Consider the following 18,193-nt stretch of genomic DNA (forward strand, 5'->3'; position numbering starts at 1 on the left):
GGGCGTTGCATCCATCCCCCCTCAAAGGAGTAGCGCCTTGCGCAAGAAGATTGCCGTCAGTGCCCTCGCGACCGTTGCCATCATCGGCTTCACCGCCCCCGCAGCGTTCGCCGCGAGCGGCCCAATCGATTTCACCCCCATCGCCGGATCCGCCTACGGCCAGGCCAGCTCCGACTGGACCGAGCCCTACGTGGTGCCGGAGGGCTACAGCCAGAGCCTCGTCAGCGACGAGACCGGGCTGGACGTCTACCCGGGCGTCGACGACCTGCACGACATGAACACCCAGAACGAGACCGGACCCCAGGCCGGCCGCTACCTGTTCAACACCTACGAGGTGAGCGCGAACGGCGCGGTCGGGGTCACCGACCTCAAGACCGGCAAGTCGAAGGTCATCGCTCAGCGCGCGGACTGGAACCGCCTCGACGGCATCGTCTGGACCCCCTGGGGCAGCCTGCTTGTCACCGAGGAGACCGAGGGAGGCAGGGTCTTCGAGGTGTTCCTCAACGAGAAGGACCCGACCACAGTCGATCGAATCGAAGAACGCGGCGAACTCGGAGCCCTGCGTCACGAGGGCATCGGTGTCGCGTCCGACGGCTCGGTTTTCGTCATCGACGAACTCAACGGCGGCTCGATCTACAAGTTCGTGCCCACCACCCGCGGTGACCTCTCGCAGGGCCGCCTGTACGCCCTCAAGCTCACCGGCCTGACGGATGCGGCCCAGAAGTGGAACTCTGCGACATTTGCCGACAAGGTGGGCGCGTTCGAGTGGGTCGCGCTCGACCAGAACCTGGTCCGCACCGACGGGGATGCCGCGTCGAACGCCGCGAACGCAACCGAGTTCGGTCGCCCGGAGGACGTGCAGGTCATCGGCCAGACCCTCTACGTGGCGAACACGTCCGAGGACCGCGTCGTCGCGATCGACCTGAAGAAGCTCACCGTGAGCAGCTTCGTGCAGGCCGGCGACAACGTACCGGTCGAGAACAAGGCAGCAGGCGTGACCGGGCTCAACAGCCCCGACAACCTGGCCGCCGGCCCCGACGGTGCGCTCTGGATCGTCGAGGACAACGATTTCAGCGACGTCTACCGGGCTGGCAAGGACCTGGACAAGGACGGCTCGGCCGACAGCGTCGAACTCTTCGCCTCGCTGAAGGATGAGCACGCCGAGACCACCGGCATCTACTTCGGCAAAAACCCGAAGGAGCTGTTCGTGTCGGTGCAGCACCCCGACAAGGAGCTGGCCGACGGCATCTGGAAGATCACCCGCGACTAGCAGCACCTCTTGTGCGCTGACACCGGCGGCGGGCCTCGGTCCCGCCGCCCGTGTTGCCCGGGATCGTCGCACTAGACTGCCGTTGCGATTCGCCGGGTGAACGGAGGCTGCGGATGACGCGAGCCCAGGCTCGGTGGACGGCCTGGCAGGTCGTGATCGGTTTTGGCGCGGTCAGTCTCTCGGTTGACCTGGTCGCTGACGGCGCTCGCTCGATCGCCGGCCCCCTGCTGGGCGAGCTTGGCGCCACAGCGCTCGTGGTGGGACTGGTGACCGGCACGGCCGAGGCGCTCGGGTTCATCCTGCGCCTGGTCTCCGGGCCCCTGGTCGATCGCACTCGTCGATACTGGGGCTTCACGATCGGCGGATACGCCCTCACCGGGCTGAGCGTGCCGCTGCTCGCGTTCACTCCCTTCCTGGGGGCAATGGGGCTCACGGTGGCCGCAGCGCTCATCCTGTTCGAACGCACCGGCAAGGCGGTGCGCACCCCGGCGAAGACAGTGCTCCTGGCCTACGCCGCCGGCGCGGTGGGCCGCGGGCGTGGGTTCGCCGTGCACAAGTTGATCGACCAGGTCGGCGCTTTCATCGGTCCTCTCCTCGTCGCCGCCATCATCGCGGCGACAGGCACGCTCTGGCCCGCGTTCGCCATCCTCGCGGTTCCCGCACTGGTCGCCCTGGGCCTTTTGCTCTGGATGCGAAGCCGCGTGCCGGATCCGAGCGTCTACGAACCCGAGGTGGGGCCGGGGCAGGAACAGCCCTCCGCCGGGTCGAACGGCCGGGCAGAGGCCGGGCAGGGTGGGCTGCCGCTGACCTTCCTGCTGTTCTCGCTCTCGACCGGTCTGAGCGTGTTCGGGCTGGTCGGCTTCGGTGTGATCTCGTTCCACCTCGCCGAGGCAGGCCTGGTCCAGCTGGCAGCGGTCCCGCTGGTCTTCGCGGTCGGTATGTTCGCGGCCGCGGTGGCCGCGCTCGGCAGCGGCTGGGTCTACGACCACGTCGGGGGCGCCGTGCTGCTCGCGGTCCCGCTGCTCGCAGCGGCTGTCCCGGCGCTCACCCTGTCGCCGTCGCTGGCCGGAGTGCTGGCCGGCATTGTGCTGTGGGGCGCGGCCACCGGAATCCAGGACTCCACGGTGAAGGCCCTCGTGGCCGACCTCGTGGCGTCGCCTCGGCGTGGAACGGCCTACGGGGTGTTCGCGGTTTTCCAGGGCGCGGGCGCCTTCGCGGGCGCCGCGTTCGCGGGCGCGCTCTACCCGGATGCGTCGCAGGTGAGCCTGATCACGGTGCCGGCGCAGGTGGTCGCCCTGGTGCTGCTCATCGCGGTGGTCCGACGCCAACGACGGCTGGCGCGGGTCCCCGCCCCGGACTGAATCCCACCGTGTCGGCGCAGTAGGATCGGGTGAGACCTGCCGATGACACATTCGAAAGCCGCCCCGCCGCCCGTCAGACGCATTGTCGACGAAGGCCTGCTCATCGCGATTTCCGCGGTGCGCATGGCAGTGAAGAACGCCATCATCGTCGGTGCCCTGCGCGAGCACAGCGACTACGATCCGGCCAGGTATGCCCGGGCGGCGCAGCACGAACTGCACGTGCTCGCACGCCAGAACGAGGAGTACGGCAAACGCGTGCGCGGGCTCAGGAAGGTGCTCGCCCGGTCCGGGCGGGTGCACCTGCTCACCGAAGACGAGCGAGCCGACATCAGTCAATTCGCGCTTCGGCGCCGTGTGCACAAGAAGCTCGCCCTCGCCCTGGACGCCGTGGCCGCCGATGACGCCCAGGTCGCCCGCATCGTTGAGGATGCCCGACAGGCCGCCAGCGCGGAGATCCGTGACGCAGTGTCCGCACGGCTCATCCGGCTGGCCATCGATCGGCGGGATCCCGACTACGAAGAGCGACGTGCCGAGCGCATCGAGGTGTTCAAGCTTGTGAACCTGGCCCTGCTGAAGGCGGCGCATTCCGCCCGGAACGGCACAGCCCACAACGAGTACTGACGCCGGCCGCATTGCGGCCGGGACGCATCGTCGCCAGGGGGCTTGCGGGGCGCGCAAACCGAGAGAATGCTGGGGGTGTTCCTCGGAATATTCACGAATCCATCGTGACTTTGATAGGAGGCGCCTCATGTTTAAATCCCCGAACCGCATCCTCGGGATCATCTTCGGAGCGGTCTATATCCTGGTCGGCCTGTGGGGCTTCACAGTGACCAGCACCGTCGGATTCATGACGACGTCCGGCGAATTGCTCATCGGGGTCTTCGAGGTCAACCCGCTGCTCAACGTGGCCCACCTGATCCTGGGTGCCGCCCTGCTGATCGCTGGACTGGCCGGAGTGATGGCGGCGAAGATCGCCAACGGCACGGTCGGTGCGCTGCTTCTCGTCGTCGGCATCGTCGGGTTCTTCATTGTGGACACGACGATGAACGTCCTCGCCCTGAACACGGCCGACCACTACCTGCACCTGGTGAGCGCCGTTGTGCTGGTGGCGGTTGCACTGGCCGCGGAACGGACCCTGACGAGTGACGCGATGGCGCCCGCAGAGCAGCGCGCCCAACGCCGCACCAGCGACACAGACTAGCCGATCGACACCGACTAACATCGACACCGACTAACATCGACACCGACTAACTCAGAGCAGGCGCAAGCCGACGGATGTCGTGATGGGCTCCCTCTGCCCTCCGGAGTGCACGATGTCGGAACCGTGGACGGTGAGCTGGCTGGCGTGGCACCGCAAGGCCGCCGTCACGGTTCCGACGTGCGCGTCGAGGCCGAACCACTCGGTTTCGAGGCCGGGGGTGTGCACGATTTCGGCGAACGGGGTGCCGTGGGCTCGGGCGGCCGCCAGCGCGGCCTCGTGCATGCGCACGTGGTCGGGGTGGCCGTAGCCTCCGCCGCTGTCGTAGCTGATCACCAGTGTCGGGCGCAGGTGCACGATGAGGGCGGCGACATCATCCGTCACCTCGCCCAGCGCCGTTCGCACCAGGGCGTCGTCGTCGGTGTCCTCCGCGGGTCCGGCAAGTCCGGGTCGGATCCAGGTCATTCCCGAATCGCGGTAGCGTCGAGGCGCGAGGCCGTCCGCGCGCGCCGGAGGATCGCCGAGCCAGAACCGCCGGGCGATGCCGAGGGTGTCCGCGGCACGCTGCAGTTCGCGTTCGCGTTCTCGGGTGAGCGCATCCGTACCCGCGAGGGCCGACAGCGGCCCCCGCACCACTTCGCCTCGTTCGCCTCGCGTTGCGGTCAGCAGCGAAACCCTGGTGCCGCGCGTGACCAGCTCGGCGATGAGCACCCCCGTTGAAATCGTCTCGTCGTCGGGATGCGCGTGCACGAACAGAACCGACGGCGCGGCGTCGAGAATGCTCATGCGCGGGCGAGCGTGTGCCGCACGCCGGTCGGGCCCGGCCGGAGGAGGGCGGCGTACACGGCCAGCAGGCCTTCGGCGGAACGCAGCCAGTCGAAGTGTTCGGCGCGGTCGCGGGCGGCCAGGGACAGCCGCCGGGCCAGCCCCGGGTCCGCCAGGATCCTGGTGATGGCCCCGGCCCACGCGGCGGGGTCGCGCGACTCGACGACCAGGCCCGTCTCGCCGTTGACGACGGCTTCCCGCAAGCCCCCGGATGCCGCGGCGACGACGGGCACGCCACTCGCCGCGCCTTCCAGGGCAACGAGCCCGAACGTCTCAGAGTGCGAGGGGATGAGCACCACGCGGGCGCCGCGCAGCAGCGCGGCCAGGTCGGTGCGGGGCTGCGGGCCGACGAAGCGCACCCCGGCCCCGATCCCGCGGCCGGCGGCGAGCGCCCGGAGCTCCTCCACGTAGCCGTCGAAATCGGACGAGGCGTCGCCGGCGATGACGAGTTCGGGCCGGAGAGGCTCCGGCACGGCCGCGATCGCTTCGATCGCGAGGTCAAGGCCCTTCAACGGTTGCAGGCGCGCGGCGACGACGGCGTAGCCGCGGCCGTGCGGCGGTTCGACTGCCGGAGTGAACAGCGTGCCGTCCACCCCGGGCGGCACGACCGCGATGCGATCCGCTTCGCCGCCGAGGCGTTCCACGACGGTCGCTGCCTCCGCGTCGCTGATCGCCACGACGGCATCCGACTCCCGGGCCAGCCAGACCTCACCCATCATGCGCCCCGCGGATTCCGCGCGTTCGCCCCAGGACAGCGGCGTCGACTCGTCGGCGGCAATGCTGTGAAAGCTCTGCACATGCGGAATCCCGAATTGGCGGGCGAGGGGGAGCGCCGCCATGCCCGAGAACCAGTGGTGCGAGTGGATGAGGTCGTACGGTCCCAGCGCGGCCATGCGTATCCGGAACTCATCGATGAACGCCTCATGGTCGCCCTTGGCCACCGGTTCGGCCGGTCCCGCGTCGAGGAAGCGCAGCGTGACCCCGGGCGTGAGCTGCTGGTCGCCCGGCGCCTCGAACGACGAACGGCGGGTGAGGATGTCGACGGTGTGACCCAGCGACGCCATCGCCTCGGCCTGGTGGCGCACGACGACATTCATGCCGCCGGCATCGCCCGAGCCGGGCTCGGCGGCCGGCGAGGTGTGCAGGCTGACGAGTGCGATGCGCAAGGGAGCGGGGGAGTGGAGCACCCGGGAATCTTAACCGATGGGGGTGTGAATCACCCGGCCCGCAGAGGGGCTGTCCGGGGTTCGGCGCGAAGGCGAGTAAACTCAAAGGTTGGATTTGAAGGGGTGTGTGAGTGGTCGACCAGGAACTGCAGCGGGAACAGGACTATGTCGCGACGCTGTACGCGCGGCTGGACGCGTTGCAGCGTGAGGCCGAGCAGCAGCTCACGGCCGTGCGCATGCTCAATGTCGGCGGCAACCACCAGTCTCGTTCCGAGCGCGACACGTTCGCCCGCCTGTATGAAGACCGGATCGTGCAGCTGCGCGAGGTGGACGACCGCCTCGCCTTCGGCCGGCTGGAGACCGCACCCGACGAGAGCGGCGAACCGGTCTACCGCTACATCGGACGGGTCGGCCTGCGCGACGAAGACCTGAGCCCCCTGCTCCTAGACTGGCGCGTGCCGCAGGCGAGCGCGTTCTACCAGGCCACCGCCGCGACGCCGCTCGGGGCACGGGCCCGCCGCCACCTGCTGTCCAAGGGGCGCCGGATCATCCGGATCGAAGACGAGATCCTCGACGCCGAGCTGCTGGAGCACGATGCGCCCTCGCACCACCAGGGCGAGGGTGCCCTGCTCGCCGCCCTGACCGCGCAGCGCACCGGGCACATGTCCGACATCGTCTCCACCATCCAGGCCGAGCAGGACCGGATCATCCGCTCCGACCTCAAGGGTGTCCTCGTCGTGCAAGGGGGGCCCGGCACCGGCAAGACAGCCGTGGCCCTGCACCGCGCGGCGTACCTGCTCTACACGCACCGCGATCGTCTGAAGAACTCCGGTGTGCTCATCGTCGGCCCGTCCCCGTCCTTCCTGCAGTACATCGAGGCCGTCCTGCCGTCGCTGGGCGAAACCGGCGTGGTACTGGCCTCGGTCGGCCAGCTCTACCCCGGCGTCGAGGCGACCCGCGAGGACGCCCCGGCCGTGGCCGCACTCAAGGGCCAGACCTTCATGGCGGATCTCATCGCCCGCGCGGTGAGATCCCGCCAGCGTGTGCCCGCAGCCCCGCAGCAGCTCATCGTCAACGGCGACCGGCTGACCCTGCAGCCGCAGCTGATCGAGAACGCCATCCATCGCGCCCGGGTGGGCGGCAAGCCGCACAACGAAGCCCGCGTCGCCTTCGTGAAGAGCGCGCTGAACGCCCTCTCTCGCGAGTGGCTCGCGCAGCTGCAGGCGCAGGGCCGGTCGATGGACGACACAGACCTGCCCATGCTGCGCGAGGACCTCCGCCTGGCCGACGACGTGCGGGTGGCCCTGAACACGGCCTGGCTGCCGCTCACGCCGGAGAAGCTGCTGCAGGACCTGTACGCACGCCCGCAGTGGCTCGCCCAGCTGACCCCGCGCTGGAAGCCCGAGCAGCGCGCGCTCCTGCAACGCCCCCGCGACGCCGAGTTCACGATCGCCGACATCCCCCTGCTCGACGAGGCGGCCGAGTATCTCGGCGAGTACAACGTCGTCGACGCGGCCGCGAAGCGAGCGCAAAAGGAACAGCGGGCGCGCGACATCGAGAACGCCGAACTGGCCATCTCGAATATGAAGGTGAAGGGGCTCGTCAACGCGAAGGCGCTCGCCGACAACTTCGCCGAACTGGGCGACCGGGCGACGACGGCGGAACGCGCCGCGCTGGACCGCAGCTGGACCTACGGCCATGTCGTGATCGACGAAGCCCAGGAGCTCTCTCCGATGCAGTGGCGGCTTGTCTTGCGCCGCGGTCCGCTCCGGTCGTTCACGATCGTCGGCGACATCGCCCAGGCGGCGTCGGCGGCGTCGGCCGGCAGCTGGAAGGACGCGCTCAGACCCGTCCTGCAGTCGTCGCTCGAAGCCGACCGCTGGCGTCTCGAGGAGCTCACCGTGAACTACCGGACCCCGAGCCAGATCGCCCAGGTCGCCGAGACCGTGGCGATGGCGCACGACTTGCCGATCACGCCGTCCCGCGCGGTGCGCGCGAGCGAATGGCCGGTGGAGACGGTGACGGATGTCGCCGAGGCCATCCGTCGCGACCGCGCCCTCGAGGCCGGCGGGACCCTCGCCGTGATCGTCGTCGACGCCGCCATCGATGCCCTGCACGAAGCGCTGGCCGCCGAATTCGACGGCCTGGTGGGCCGCGGGCCGGCCGGCCTCACGCGCGACATCGCGCTGCTCACCCCGCGGGACGCCAAGGGGCTCGAGTTCGATGCGGTGATCGTGGTCGATCCGACGGCCATCGTCGCGGCATCCGAGCGCGGCGCCGGCGCCCTGTACGTGGCGATGACCCGGTCAACGCAACGCCTGTACCTGGTCTCCGACGGGCCGCTGCCGGCCGGTTTCTAGACCGACTGGGCCGTCCGATCCGCCAGGGCAGCGAGTTCCGCTTCCAGGCGTTCGACGTCGTCCCGGTGGCACAGTTCGGTTCCCGGCGTCATCGTGGTGGCCGTTCCGGCGGCAACGGCAGAGCGGAAGGCCGACTCCGGCTCATGACCCTGCGCCATCCGCAGCACGAACGCGCCGACGAAACTGTCGCCGGCCCCCACGGTGCTCCGCACGCGCACGCGCGGCACGGGGAGACGGAGGATCCCGGTTGACGAGGCGAGCACGGCTCCCGCCGCACCCAGCGAGAGGGCGACGAATTCCGCCGAACCCTGGGCGACGAGGGCGGAAGCCGCCTCGACCTGGCTCTGCTCGGAGTCGAGCGGCGCACCCATGTGCTCAGCCAGTTCCCGCCGGCTGGGTTTGACCAGGAACACTCCTTCCGCGAGGGCTTCGGCCAGCGCCGGACCGGAGGCATCCAGCAGGCATCGCGCATCGCGTGCGCGAGCCAGGCTGGCCACCCGCGCGTAGAAATCGTGGGGAACCCCCGGCGGGAGGCTGCCGCTGGCGACCACGTACCCGGCCGCCGGGATCGCCTCCTCGACGGCCGCCAGGCAGGCACGCCACTCGGCTTCACTCAGCTCGGGCCCCTGCAGCACGAAGCGATACTGCTTGTCCGTGGACGACTCGTCCACCGTGAAGCTCTCTCGCGTGCTCCCGGCTATCGGCACCGCCACCGCCGGCACTCGTTCGGCTTCGATCAGCTGGCGGTAGGCCTCCCCGGTGGGACCGCCCACGGCATAGACCGCGAGCGCCTGCCCGCCGAGCCGCTGCACCACCCGGGCCACGTTGACCCCGCCGCCGCCCGGGTCGAGTCGGGTCGGGCCGCAGCGCAGCTTCTGGTCGTTGGTCACCTCGTCGATGGAGGTGCTGACGTCGAGGGCCGGGTTCACGGTGACGGTGAGGATCGGCCGCATCGACGTGGGCCAGGATGCAGCCATGACCGGGTCCTCCATCCGTTTCGAGGGCTCCGGGATCGCGAGTCCAGCGCCCCATCAGTGTGCGAGCAAATCTCACCTTGGGGGATCGTGACGCCATCGTCAAGCCCCTTGTTCGCCTCATCGGCATCTTGTGTACTTGATTTCACCAACAAACCGGAGGCGTCATGGATGGCAATGTTTTTGCGAACGGATCTGATCTTGAAATCGTGGAGATCTCCCCGACCGAATGGCGCGTGAGCGCCCAGGGCGTTGCGGAGCAGACTCCTGCGGCGATTCTCGGCTTCATCCGGCAAGTTGGAGCCTTTTTCGAGGTGATGAGCCTCGACCGGTGGCGGGAAAGGACCTACTTCTCCTCGTTCACGCGAGCCGCGGAGACTCTCGCGCAGGGGATGAGAGCACGCATGAACGAAGCGGTGATCGCCTAGGCGCCGCAGCATGAGCGAAGTCGCCCCCGAGGATGCTCGGGGGCGATTTCTCATTTGCTGGGCCCGCCGGTCCAGCCACGTCCCGGGTTCCGGAAGATTGTGCGTCGGGAATGAAACGCCGCCTGCGACGTTAACTTGAGTCAAGGCAACTCAAGTTTCACGTCCCAGGAGGTCAGATGCCCATATTCTTCGGTCCGGCAGGGTCAGGCGAGGGTTCGTTCGACGAATTCATCGCCCGCTACCTTCAGGGTCAGCGCGCGGCTCAGGCCGGGCGTCCCATCGACATCACCCGGCTGCTCAGCCGCCGCACGCACGAGGTGCTCGCCCAGGCCGCCCAATTCGCGATCGACCACGGCCACCCCGACGTCGACGCCCTGCACATCCTCAGGGTCATGGCCCCGCAGACGCCCGCCTCCGACGCCATCCGGCGCACCGGGGCGGACCCCGCGGCCATAGCGAAGGCTGTCGAGCAGCGTCTGCCGGAAACGTCGGCCCAGCGGTCGGCGGCCGCGCCGTCGCTCACGCACTCGGCCCAGCGCGCACTGCTTGATGCCCACCAGGTCGCGCGCGCCTTCGGCTCGACCTACATCGACCCCGAGCACCTGTTCTACGCATTCGTCGTGAACCAGGATGCGCCCGCGGGGCAGGTCCTGGCCGCCGCCGGGGTGACGCCGGAATCGCTGCAGGCCGGCGCGGGCGAGGACCAGGCGGGTGACACGGTCACGAGCCGGCCGGCGGCATCCGAGAACTCCGACACGCCGATGCTCGACAGCTACGGCACGGACCTCACCGCGCGGGCCCGCGCGGGCGAACTCGACCCGGTGATCGGCCGCTCGGACGAGATTGAGCAGACCATCGAGATCCTCTCGCGGCGCACCAAGAACAACCCGGTGCTGATCGGCGAGGCCGGCGTGGGCAAGACCGCCATCGTCGAAGGCCTCGCGCAGGCGATCGTCGACGGCCAGGTCCCCGAACAGCTGCGGGGAAAGCGTGTGATCGCGCTCGACCTTGCCGCCATGGTCGCCGGTACCCGCTACCGCGGCGATTTCGAAGAACGCCTGACCGGCCTGATGGATGAGATCAGCGCTCGCACGGACGAACTCATCGTGTTCATCGACGAACTGCACACCGTCGTCGGTGCCGGCGGCGCCGGCGAGGGCGGCATGGATGCCGGCAACATCCTGAAGCCGCGCCTGGCCCGCGGAGAACTGCACGTGGTCGGGGCCACCACCCTGAAGGAATACCGCAAGGTCGAGAAGGACCCGGCGCTGGAACGACGCTTCCAGCCGGTACGGGTGGGGGAGCCGAGCATCGAGGATGCCGTGCAGATCCTCGCCGGGCTGCAGGGCCGTTACGAGCAGCACCACGGTGTTCTGTACACCGCCGAGGCGATCCGTGCCGCGGTCGAGATGTCGGCGCGCTACATCACCGACCGCTTCCTGCCGGACAAGGCCATCGACCTCATCGACCAGGCCGGCGCGCGCCTGCGGCTGAAGCGGGGCGTGCGCGTCGATCCGGCCGCGTTGCGCGAGCAACTCGCGGCCCTCGAGACAGCCAAGAGCGCAGCCGTCGCTGCGGAGCACTATGAAGAGGCGTCGCGGCTGCGCGACGAAATGGAGGGCGTCCAGGGGAAGATCGCGTCCGCCGAGTCGGCACCTGTCGCGGATGCCTCGGACTCCCAGGCGCCACCGACCGGGATTGGACCGGCGGTCGTCGGAGACGCGCAGATCGCCGAGATCATCGCCCGGGCCACGGGCATCCCGGCCAGCCGGCTCACCGCGGGCGACCGCGAACGCCTGGGCCGGCTGGAAGACGACCTGCACGAGCGGGTCATCGGTCAGGATGACGCGGTGACGGTGATCGCCAAGGCCGTGCGGCGCAACCGCACCGGCATGGGAGACGCCCGCAGGCCCGTCGGAAGCTTCCTGTTCCTCGGACCGACCGGCGTCGGCAAGACCGAGCTCGCCAAGGCCCTGGCCGAATCGTTGTTCGGCGACGAGAATGCGATGCTGCGCTTCGATATGAGCGAATTCGGCGAACGGCACACCGTGAGCCGGCTCGTCGGGGCTCCACCCGGGTACGTCGGCTACGACGAGGCCGGGCAGCTCACCGAACGCGTGCGGCGCAACCCGTACTCGGTCGTGTTGCTCGACGAAGTGGAAAAGGCGCACCCCGACGTGTTCAACCTGCTGCTGCAGGTGCTCGATGACGGGCGCCTGACCGATGGGCAGGGGCGCACGGTGGACTTCCGCAACACGGTGGTCATCATGACCTCGAACATCGGGTCGGAGTTCCTCGCGAGTCGGAGCGGCGCCCTCGGTTTCACCACGGAAACCGACGGAGCCGGGAACGGTTTCGGTTCTGAGAAGGCGCTGCGCGACCGGGTCATGGGCAAGCTCCGCGAGGCCATGCGCCCGGAGTTCCTCAACCGGATCGATGAGATCGTCCTCTTCCGCAAGCTCGACCGGGAACAGTTGCACCGGATCGTGCGGCTCCTGCTGGGACAGACCGAGTCGCGCCTGCAGTCCCAGGGCATCGGCCTCACGGTGAGCGATGATGCGGTCGGCTGGATCGCCGACCGCGGCTACGAACCGGAGTACGGGGCCCGGCCCCTGCGCCGGGTGATCCAGCGCGAGCTGGACGACCGGATCGCCGATCTCCTGGTCGCCTCCGAGCTGCGGGAGGGCGGGCAGGTCACGGTCTCCGTCGACGGTGACTCGCTGCGCATCGACGCGGGCACGGAACGGATGCCCCTGGCGGCGTAGACCGCGAGGGAAAACAAGAAGCCGGGAACATACCGTGACGGTATGTTCCCGGCTTTGGTTGATCCGGGCCGCCGTGGCGGCCGCAGGACTCAGCGGGAGAACAGCCGGGTGAAGAAGTTTCCGGCAGGCGCGGGGTCATTCTCGTGCCCGCGGCACTTCTGCGCGCTGGACACGCCTCGCATGACCTGGTCGACATGCTGACCGCAGCCCGCCCAGGTCGTCTTGCCACACTTCTTACACGTCACTGCTCGGCACATCCGATGTTCCTTTCGTCAAGCTGTCAAAGCCGACTATACCCCATGGGGTATCGAGATTGCTCTACGGGCCGGTTCGAGCAGGATCAGCAGCCGGAGCTGGTCGCGGCCTGGTCGAGTTGCAGCACGGCCACGACGTTCTCCATTGTGGCGGAATTCGGATCGTAGCCGACGGGTCGGTAGCAGCTGACGAGCACCAGGCGGTTGGGGATCGCATCCGTCATCTCGTCGTTGTTCTTGTACTCCGCCTTGTTGAGCGTGAGTGTCTTCTGCGTGACGTAACACAGGGTGCCGTTGGCGGTGTCGATGCCCGCAACGTCTCCGGCCTTCATTACTCTGATGCCGTTGAAGACGGCCTCGTCGACCCAGGAATGTCCGTACAGGTAGACCGTGTTGATCGAGTCCGTTCCCGCGGTCCCGCCGGTGATGGTCGTGTCCCACGAGATGGTCGACAGCTCGGGCGGATCGAAGCCCCCGCGGTCGTCGATCATCTGCTGGGAATACTCCGACACGGCGCCGTCCACTCCGATGACGGGGACGCGGAGTCGCAGAGGCGCCGAGGAGGCGATGACGAGGTCGGCGGCAGGGGCTGCCGTGGGCGACCCCGTGGGCGACGCCGAGGGCGCCGCCGCGACGGGGGTCCGGCGGACGGGGGCGGGAGTCCCCGCATCCGTGTCCGCCAGGCTGAAGCCAAGCCAGCCGACGGCTACTGCACAGAGCAGCGCCGCCGTGCCGACGAGCAGGGCTTTTCTAGCGACGGGCGCCAGCCTTGCGGGTAGCGAACGCTGCGGTCAGCAGGCCGCCGGCGAGCAGCATGAGGACGCCGCCTCCGAGGAGGAACGTTCCCTGGCTGCCGTTGGTGCCGGGCAGGCCGAATCCGTCCGTCAGGGAGTCGTGCAGGGTGTTCTTCAGCGGCGCGACCGGAGTGGTCTCCTCGGGAGTCGCTGCCCCGCTGAGGAAGTTGTTCGTCAGCGTCGCATCGCAGGTGACGCTGGCTCCGCCGCCGTTGGCCGAGTTGTTGCACTGGTTGATCGTGACCGGGAGCAGCGCGCTCTGGGTTGACGGGTGCACGGTGCAGATGACGCCGGTCGCGCCGCCGCCGCCGATTGCGGAATCGTTGCACTGCGTGATCGTCGCGCTGGATGTTGCGGCCGGGAACGGGTCGCAGATCATCGCCGTGCCGCCGCCGGTTGCGGAGCCGACACACTGGTTGACCGTTGCGCCGGTCGGAGCCTGGTCCTTCTCAGCCGCACCGGTGATGTTGTTGACCACGGTCACGGTGCAATCCAGGTTGCCGCCGCCGCCGTTCAGGGCGTAGTTGCACTGGCTGACGTTGCTGGTGAGTGTGTCGAAGGACTCGGTTGAGGCAGGGCCGCACTTGGACGCCCCATTGGCCCCTTCGCACACCGTGGTCGTGACAGTGGAGCTCTCCACCCCGGTGGTCAGGTTCAGGTTGTTCTCCACGGTCACGTCGCAGATGAGTTCCAGGCCCGGGGTGTTGTGGACGCTGTCGCACTGGGCGAAGTCCTGCGCGGACGCTTTCTCCGAAGGAGCGAGGGTGAGGCCCACGACAGCGATGGCAAGCGCCGCGACCAGGACGGAGGCCCTCGCCAGCGAGGACAGGAGGGGGGTGCGTGCACGCACAGGGATCGACGAAGCTGTTAGCACAGCACTCCTAAGGTAGGCCTCGACGCTAGCACGCAGCGGCCCGTTGCCGAGCCAGGCCGGCCGTGTCGCTGGCTATTTGATACCCCGGGGGGTATGCTTGTCTCGACCGTTAGACCACTGAAGGAGAAACCTATGTGCAGTCCCGTCCGTTGCAATGTTTGCGCCAAAATCACCTGGGCCGGATGCGGCGAGCACGTCGCCAGCGTCATGGCTGACGTTCCGCCCGCCCAGCGCTGCACCTGCAACTAAGAAGTAAGAGGATGCTCAACGCATCCATCCGCGCCCGCGAAAGCGAGGCGCTCGAGCGACTGTCCGCCACTACTGGCGGCCAGTCGCTTTGTTCTCTCTCCAGGGGGGCGCCGGTGCCCGCCACGAAGTACTACGAGGGGATGGCGGCGGCCCTGGCCGAGGTGCGACGGGCCATCCGACGCCTGCCCATTGTGCCGGACGATGAATCCGGCAGCCGGCTGGTCCTCGCGGACATCCGTGCCCGCTGGGCGGCGGAGACCGGCGCGCCCGGACGCACCGGCCCGAGCTGGGCGGGATACCTTGCCGGCGGGATTGATGCCTTGGATCAGCTGGCCGCCGAACATCCCGGTGCCGTCGCCGATCCCGCGGACTAGCCGGACCCGCGCACAGCGTTCCCCCTGCGCGAACTGATGGGGGAGAGCGAGCAGCACGGCCGCATAGGCCAGCAGGTGCACGGAGTACCAGCCAAAGTACGGCAGTCGGTGGCGCACGATCACGAGCGATGTCGTGACCACGAGCACGAAGAGGGCCAGGGCGATGAAGGCCTGCGGCATGTCCTGCATGGTGGTGACCATGGCGATGGCCTGGGTCACCGGATCCTGTCCCAGGGCCAGGCGGTAGCCGAGGAGGAGCAGGACCGTGTGCGCGAGCACCAGGTAGAGCACCGGTTTGCCGAGTCGGCGATGGGCCGCGAGCGCCCGGTCATAGCCGATCGCCCGATCGATGACCGGGAGGCGAGCCGCAAGGAGAAGCATGATGAGAAGGAGATCGCCGGCCACGAGGCCCGCGACGATGCCCGCTCCGGTCGGGATGTCGCGGAGGTTCGTGAAGTACGACACGCCGCCATCCGCCAGGAAGAGGGCCAGTACGACAGCGACCGAGAACCAGGCCAGGCCCTCCAGGGAATCGATCCGACGCAGGCGCCGCCGATAGGTGGTGGCGTGCGGGATCGAATCGCTGGTGTGCGTCACCGGAGCGAAACGAGCGGCGCTTTTCTCGGTCATTTCTTCGCAGACTACGCCCGCTCGTTCCAGGCGGGCGCCGAGGCGGGTCAGGCGGCGGGCACTCCGTCGCCGAAGGTGGCCGTCACGGCATATCGGTCGCCCAGGATATGGCTGCAGCGCAGTTCGATCGCAGTTCCCTGGTGGTAGCCGATCCTCTGGATCCGAAACATCGGGGCGCCGACGGCGCAGCCGAGGCGTTCGGCGTCCACTGCCGTCGCGGTGTCCGCGCGAAGCTCTTCCTGGCCGCCGTCCAGCGTGATGCCACAGCGTTCCCGCAGTTCCTTGTACAGCGCGGTGTCGGCGAAGTCGACCTCGAGCAGGGCAGCGACCCGCCGGGCCGGGAGCCACACGTTGTCGACCGCGAGCGGCTGCTCGTCGGCGAGTCGCAAACGCGACAAGAAGAGCAACTCCTCCGTCGGCGGCAGGCTCAGGAGCGCGGCGGTGGTCGGATCGGTGACGACCCGGCGCGCAAGCACAATGCTCCGCTGGGTCATTCCGGATGCCTGCACCGACGCGAACAGGCTGGAGACGGGTCCGAAGGCACTCCCGTGCCCACCCATCACCACCCGAGGCTTCCTGCCGCGTTGGGCGGTGACCGACCCTGTCTCCCGCAAGGGTCGGAGGGCGTTCCGGATCGTGCCGCGGCTGACGCCGTAGGTCTGGGCGAGTTCGACTTCGCCCGGAAAGCCGTCGCCGTACTCGCCCTCGGCAACGCGAGCCGCGAGATCGGCGCTGATCCTTCGCCAGAGCGGCGGCCGGGGGCCGGCGTCGTGCGCGCCGTCGCCGGCGAGGAGCCTGGCAGCAGCCTCACGATGTCCTGACACGGTTGTCCTTTCCGGTGAAATGTATATACATTGTAATAGTCCCGTCGATCAACCGGAAGGCGCAAGCCATGGAGTCTGAGCAACCGAAGCGCACGCCATCAGGCAGGTCCCGGCGACGTGGTCTCATCTACCTCATCCTCGCAGTTGTCGGGTTGGCGGTCGTGGTCGGAGTCGGCTTCGCGGCGCAGTCCGGCACGGCGGGGACGGATCCGGCCGCGAGCGACGCGAGTGGGCAGGGCTCGGACGAACCGCTGATCGACATGGCGCGTCGGATCGAGGGTGATCCGACCGCGCTCGGGGCCACCGATGCACCCGTCGTCATCGTGGAGTACTCGGACTATCGATGCCCCTTCTGCGCCGTGTTCGCGCGCGACACCATGCCGCTTCTCGTGGACGAGTACGTGACGAATGGGCAGGTGCGCTTCGAATGGCGTGACCTCACGGTGTTCGGGCAGCAATCCATCGACGCGGCCGTGGCCGGCCGGGCAGCCGGCAACCAGGGCCTCTTCTGGGAGTACACCGACGCCATCTTCAAGGACGCCCCGGAGAGAGCCCATATCGACCTTCCGCGCGAGCGCCTGCTCCAAATCGGCCGGGACGTCGGCGTGCCCGACATGGCTCGGTTCGAGAGCGACCTGAGCGACCCCGCACTCCTGAAGCTCGTCACCGACGACACGGCCGAGGCGCAGTCGATTGGCGCGACCGGAACGCCCCTGTTCCTGGTCAACGACACGCCCATCACGGGAGCACAGCCCCTGGCGGCCTTCCGCCAGGCCATAGACCGCGAACTCGAGGAAGCGGCGAAGTAGTGGACATCGGCTACGCGGGCGCCCTGATCGGCGGCGTCCTGACCCTGCTCAGTCCGTGCTCGGTCATGCTCCTTCCCGCGTTCTTCGCCTACGCATTTTCAACACCCGCAAAGCTCCTGGGCCGCACGGGCCTGTTCTACCTCGGGCTGATCACCACGCTCGTGCCGATCGGCGTCCTGGCCGGGACGCTCGGTGCGTTCCTGTTCCAGCACCGCTCCGAGATGGTGATGGTCGCTGCGGCACTCATCATCGGGCTGGGCATCATCCAGGTTGTTGGCATCAGGATGCCCGCGTTCACCCGGGGTGCAACGGCAGAGGGCACGTCATCGGCCTCTGTGTTCCTGCTCGGAGCGGTCTACGGTGTCGCCGGGGTATGCGCGGGCCCCATCCTCGGGTCGGTCCTCACGGTCGCCGCCGTCGGCGGAAATGCCGCGTATGGGGGAATTCTGCTGGCCGTCTACGCGCTCGGCATGACCGTCCCCCTGTTCCTGCTCGCGCTCGTCTGGGACCGCCTGAAGATCACCCAACGCGGCTGGTTGAGGCCGCGCATGCTCCAGGTCGGACGGTGGCAGAACTCGTGGTTGCTGATCGTGTCGGGTCTGCTGTCCATCGGGATCGGCGTACTGCTGCTGCTCACCGACGGCACGGCGAGCCTCGGCGGCTTCCTGACCATCGGCGATCAGTTCGCCGCCGAATCCTTTGTCCTGACGCTCTCATCGGGGGTGTCCAACCTGCTCTTCGGCCTGGTGGCGATCGTCCTCCTGGTCGTCGTCGCCGGGATCTACTACCTGCGCACGCGGGCGCGGTCCGGACAGGACCACCGATGAACGACAGGGGAATGCTCCTCCACGTCAGCGGCGCAGACGCGGCGGGGATCCAGGCCGGAATCCGGGCCGCGCGGAATGCCCGGGCCTCCCTGCCGGCCGTGCAGATTGAACTCGTCGTCCAGGGCCCGTGCGTCGCCTTCTTGCGGCCAGTCGGACACCTGGCCGCACGGCAGTTCGACAGCTGGGCCTACGTTCGAGTCTGAGTAGGCTG

Annotated in this window: 17 protein-coding genes; 10 read left to right on the forward strand and 7 right to left on the reverse strand. The window is 68.6% G+C overall.

Going from position 1 to position 18,193, the window contains the following annotated elements:
* The first annotated feature begins 37 nt into the window (after window positions 1-37).
* The 4 genes from E3T54_RS01205 (at window position 38) to E3T54_RS01220 (ending at window position 3,832) form a co-directional block, all read left to right on the forward strand.
* Window positions 38-1,270: an alkaline phosphatase PhoX gene (locus E3T54_RS01205; RefSeq protein ID WP_134474216.1), complete on the forward strand. Its 1,233-nt coding sequence runs from the start codon at window positions 38-40 to the stop codon at window positions 1,268-1,270.
* A 113-nt stretch (window positions 1,271-1,383) separates the two neighbouring features.
* A complete protein-coding gene (locus E3T54_RS01210) occupies window positions 1,384-2,631 on the forward strand; it encodes an MFS transporter (protein WP_134474217.1) in 1,248 nt (415 codons plus the stop codon).
* A 42-nt stretch (window positions 2,632-2,673) separates the two neighbouring features.
* On the forward strand, window positions 2,674-3,252 hold the full coding sequence (locus E3T54_RS01215) for a hypothetical protein (protein ID WP_134474218.1): 579 nt from the start codon (window positions 2,674-2,676) through the stop codon (window positions 3,250-3,252).
* Window positions 3,253-3,379: 127 nt separating this feature from the next.
* Window positions 3,380-3,832: a DUF4383 domain-containing protein gene (locus E3T54_RS01220; RefSeq protein WP_092321365.1), complete on the forward strand. Its 453-nt coding sequence runs from the start codon at window positions 3,380-3,382 to the stop codon at window positions 3,830-3,832.
* 51 nt (window positions 3,833-3,883) lie between these two features.
* Here E3T54_RS01220 and E3T54_RS01225 read toward each other — a convergent pair whose 3' ends face one another.
* Both E3T54_RS01225 and E3T54_RS01230 read right to left on the reverse strand, forming a co-directional pair.
* Complete coding sequence (locus tag E3T54_RS01225) at window positions 3,884-4,615, reverse strand: PIG-L deacetylase family protein (RefSeq protein ID WP_134474219.1); 732 nt, start codon at window positions 4,613-4,615, stop codon at window positions 3,884-3,886.
* Window positions 4,612-5,841: a glycosyltransferase gene (locus tag E3T54_RS01230; protein WP_241976994.1), complete on the reverse strand. Its 1,230-nt coding sequence runs from the start codon at window positions 5,839-5,841 to the stop codon at window positions 4,612-4,614. Before E3T54_RS01230 ends, E3T54_RS01225 begins: the two co-directional genes overlap by 4 nt.
* A 110-nt stretch (window positions 5,842-5,951) precedes the next feature.
* Between E3T54_RS01230 and E3T54_RS01235 the strand changes: the two genes are divergently transcribed.
* A complete protein-coding gene (locus tag E3T54_RS01235) occupies window positions 5,952-8,180 on the forward strand; it encodes an ATP-binding domain-containing protein (protein ID WP_134474220.1) in 2,229 nt (742 codons plus the stop codon).
* Here E3T54_RS01235 and E3T54_RS01240 read toward each other — a convergent pair.
* Complete coding sequence (locus E3T54_RS01240) at window positions 8,177-9,157, reverse strand: 1-phosphofructokinase family hexose kinase (RefSeq protein WP_198414407.1); 981 nt, start codon at window positions 9,155-9,157, stop codon at window positions 8,177-8,179. The two genes, E3T54_RS01235 and E3T54_RS01240, sit on opposite strands and share 4 nt — an antisense overlap.
* A gap of 164 nt (window positions 9,158-9,321) precedes the next feature.
* On the opposite strand from E3T54_RS01240, the gene E3T54_RS01245 reads away from it, so the two are divergent.
* Together E3T54_RS01245 and E3T54_RS01250 are read left to right on the forward strand one after the other, a co-directional pair.
* Window positions 9,322-9,582 (forward strand): hypothetical protein, encoded by a 261-nt coding sequence (locus E3T54_RS01245; protein WP_092321368.1) that lies wholly within the window; start codon window positions 9,322-9,324, stop codon window positions 9,580-9,582.
* Between the two features lie 176 nt (window positions 9,583-9,758).
* Entirely contained in the window at window positions 9,759-12,347 is a 2,589-nt protein-coding gene (locus tag E3T54_RS01250) for an ATP-dependent Clp protease ATP-binding subunit (protein WP_134474221.1), read from the forward strand.
* Window positions 12,348-12,687: 340 nt separating this feature from the next.
* Here E3T54_RS01250 and E3T54_RS17640 read toward each other — a convergent pair whose 3' ends face one another.
* The 4 genes from E3T54_RS17640 to E3T54_RS01275 form a co-directional block, all read right to left on the reverse strand.
* Window positions 12,688-13,368 carry a sortase domain-bontaining protein gene (locus tag E3T54_RS17640; protein ID WP_370254568.1) on the reverse strand — a complete coding sequence of 227 codons (681 nt, stop codon included), beginning with the start codon at window positions 13,366-13,368 and terminating at the stop codon, window positions 12,688-12,690.
* Complete coding sequence (locus tag E3T54_RS01265; RefSeq protein ID WP_134474224.1) at window positions 13,352-14,245, reverse strand: hypothetical protein; 894 nt, start codon at window positions 14,243-14,245, stop codon at window positions 13,352-13,354. The genes E3T54_RS17640 and E3T54_RS01265 overlap by 17 nt, the downstream gene beginning before the upstream one ends.
* 269 nt (window positions 14,246-14,514) lie before the next feature.
* Window positions 14,515-15,522 (reverse strand): ferric reductase-like transmembrane domain-containing protein, encoded by a 1,008-nt coding sequence (locus E3T54_RS01270; protein WP_134474225.1) that lies wholly within the window; start codon window positions 15,520-15,522, stop codon window positions 14,515-14,517.
* Between the two features lie 47 nt (window positions 15,523-15,569).
* Window positions 15,570-16,346 (reverse strand): GntR family transcriptional regulator, encoded by a 777-nt coding sequence (locus E3T54_RS01275; protein WP_092321374.1) that lies wholly within the window; start codon window positions 16,344-16,346, stop codon window positions 15,570-15,572.
* 68 nt (window positions 16,347-16,414) lie between these two features.
* On the opposite strand from E3T54_RS01275, the gene E3T54_RS01280 reads away from it, so the two are divergent.
* The 3 genes from E3T54_RS01280 to E3T54_RS01290 are packed head-to-tail and all read left to right on the forward strand — an operon-like array spanning window position 16,415 to window position 18,185.
* Entirely contained in the window at window positions 16,415-17,155 is a 741-nt protein-coding gene (locus E3T54_RS01280; RefSeq protein ID WP_134474226.1) for a thioredoxin domain-containing protein, read from the forward strand.
* Window positions 17,155-17,982: a cytochrome c biogenesis CcdA family protein gene (locus E3T54_RS01285; protein ID WP_134474227.1), complete on the forward strand. Its 828-nt coding sequence runs from the start codon at window positions 17,155-17,157 to the stop codon at window positions 17,980-17,982. The genes E3T54_RS01280 and E3T54_RS01285 overlap by 1 nt, the downstream gene beginning before the upstream one ends.
* Window positions 17,979-18,185, forward strand: coding sequence for a hypothetical protein (locus tag E3T54_RS01290; RefSeq protein WP_134474228.1), 207 nt, complete (start codon window positions 17,979-17,981; stop codon window positions 18,183-18,185). The genes E3T54_RS01285 and E3T54_RS01290 overlap by 4 nt, the downstream gene beginning before the upstream one ends.
* The last annotated feature ends 8 nt before the right edge of the window (window positions 18,186-18,193 follow it).

Origin of the sequence: Cryobacterium sp. Sr8 (assembly GCF_004403225.1) — a bacterium.
Lineage (GTDB): Bacteria > Actinomycetota > Actinomycetes > Actinomycetales > Microbacteriaceae > Cryobacterium > Cryobacterium psychrotolerans.

What these genes read in the sequence shown, in the direction of transcription:
- E3T54_RS01210 (WP_134474217.1), top strand. Translation starts at nt 1,384, where the DNA reads ATGACGCGAGCCCAGGCTCGGTGGACGGCCTGGCAGGTCGTGATCGGT.
- E3T54_RS01215 (WP_134474218.1), top strand. Translation starts at nt 2,674, where the DNA reads ATGACACATTCGAAAGCCGCCCCGCCGCCCGTCAGACGCATTGTCGAC.
- E3T54_RS01220 (WP_092321365.1), top strand. Translation starts at nt 3,380, where the DNA reads ATGTTTAAATCCCCGAACCGCATCCTCGGGATCATCTTCGGAGCGGTC.
- E3T54_RS01225 (WP_134474219.1), bottom strand. Translation starts at nt 4,615, where the DNA reads ATGAGCATTCTCGACGCCGCGCCGTCGGTTCTGTTCGTGCACGCGCAT.
- E3T54_RS01240 (WP_198414407.1), bottom strand. Translation starts at nt 9,157, where the DNA reads ATGGCTGCATCCTGGCCCACGTCGATGCGGCCGATCCTCACCGTCACC.
- E3T54_RS01245 (WP_092321368.1), top strand. Translation starts at nt 9,322, where the DNA reads ATGGATGGCAATGTTTTTGCGAACGGATCTGATCTTGAAATCGTGGAG.
- E3T54_RS01250 (WP_134474221.1), top strand. Translation starts at nt 9,759, where the DNA reads ATGCCCATATTCTTCGGTCCGGCAGGGTCAGGCGAGGGTTCGTTCGAC.
- E3T54_RS01270 (WP_134474225.1), bottom strand. Translation starts at nt 15,522, where the DNA reads ATGACCGAGAAAAGCGCCGCTCGTTTCGCTCCGGTGACGCACACCAGC.
- E3T54_RS01280 (WP_134474226.1), top strand. Translation starts at nt 16,415, where the DNA reads ATGGAGTCTGAGCAACCGAAGCGCACGCCATCAGGCAGGTCCCGGCGA.
- E3T54_RS01290 (WP_134474228.1), top strand. Translation starts at nt 17,979, where the DNA reads ATGAACGACAGGGGAATGCTCCTCCACGTCAGCGGCGCAGACGCGGCG.